General features: G+C 74.8%; 3 protein-coding genes. All 3 read left to right on the top strand.

The features are described from left to right. A partial coding sequence (locus Q0112_RS14305; RefSeq protein WP_297976408.1) for a hypothetical protein occupies nucleotides 1–224 on the top strand: 224 nt, incomplete at its 5' end. Between the two features lie 85 nt (nucleotides 225–309). Next, nucleotides 310–831, top strand: a complete 522-nt coding sequence (locus Q0112_RS14300) for a YcnI family protein (protein ID WP_297976406.1) — start codon at nucleotides 310–312, stop codon at nucleotides 829–831. Nucleotides 832–840: 9 nt separating this feature from the next. Next, a partial coding sequence (locus tag Q0112_RS14295; protein WP_297976404.1) for a copper resistance protein CopC occupies nucleotides 841–1,029 on the top strand: 189 nt, incomplete at its 3' end.

The following is a 1,029-nucleotide window of genomic DNA, read 5'->3' as shown; positions in this document are numbered from 1 at the left end:
CGCATGACGGAACCCACGACGGGCTCCCCCATCCGCACGTGCCCTCCTGCTTCGCCTGCGTGGTCATGGCTTCGCCAGGCCTCGCCTCGAGCGGCTTTCTCGTCGCCGGGCGCATCGCCCTTCCGGTCCCGGCGGCGCTCGACCCGCCGGCCGCCGCGCCGCGGCGCCACGTCGCCTGGACGCCGCAGTCGGCGCGGGCACCTCCGACCGGTTCCATCGTCTGATCCCGTGACGCCCCGCGGCTCCCGCGGGCGTCGGTGCAATTCCGCCGCGGCGCGAGGACGCCTGCGGCCGATCGAGGATGGAACCATGACGAAGACGATCCTTGCCGCGGCGCTCGCCGTCGCGGCGGCCGGCGCCGCACAGGCGCATGTCAGCATCGAGACGAGGGAGGCGCCGGTCGGCACCACCTACAAGGCCGTCCTGCGGGTGCCGCACGGCTGCGAGGGCGAGGCGACGAAGACGATCCGGGTCCGGATCCCCGAGGGCATGTTCGCCGTGAAGCCGATGCCCAAGGCCGGCTGGACGCTGGAGACGGTCACCGGCCCCTACGCCAAGCCCTACAAGCAGCACGGCTCGGAGCTGACCGAGGGGGTGGTCGAGGTGAGCTGGACCGGCGAGCTGCCGGACGCCTTCTACGACGAGTTTGTGCTCCGGGGCACGCTGGCCGGCGATCTCGCGCCCGGCACGACGCTCTTCTTCCCGGTGGTGCAGGAGTGCGCCGACAAGACCGAGCGCTGGATCGAGATCCCCGCCAGCGGCCAGGATCCCGACAGCCTCGAGTATCCCGCCCCCGGCGTGACGCTCCTGCCGGCCGCCGGCGGCCACTGAGCGCCGGCGATGCGGCGGCTCGGCCGCCTCGGCCCGGCTGCGGCGCTGCTCGCGGCGCTGCTCGCGGCGCTCCCCGCGGGGCGCGCCGCGGCGCACGCGCAGCTGGTGGCGGCCGAACCGCCGGCGAACGCCGTGCTGGCCGAACCGCCGGCCGAGGTGGTGCTCGAGTTCAGCGAGCCGGTGGAGCCGCTCGTCCTC

The organism is uncultured Amaricoccus sp. (genome assembly GCF_937858865.1).
Lineage (GTDB): Bacteria > Pseudomonadota > Alphaproteobacteria > Rhodobacterales > Rhodobacteraceae > Amaricoccus.
This window is presented reverse-complemented; position numbering and strand designations above follow the sequence as displayed.

Bases quoted from the DNA above. Each gene is read 5' to 3' on its own strand.
- Q0112_RS14300 (WP_297976406.1), top strand. From the start codon at position 310: ATGACGAAGACGATCCTTGCCGCGGCGCTCGCCGTCGCGGCGGCCGGC.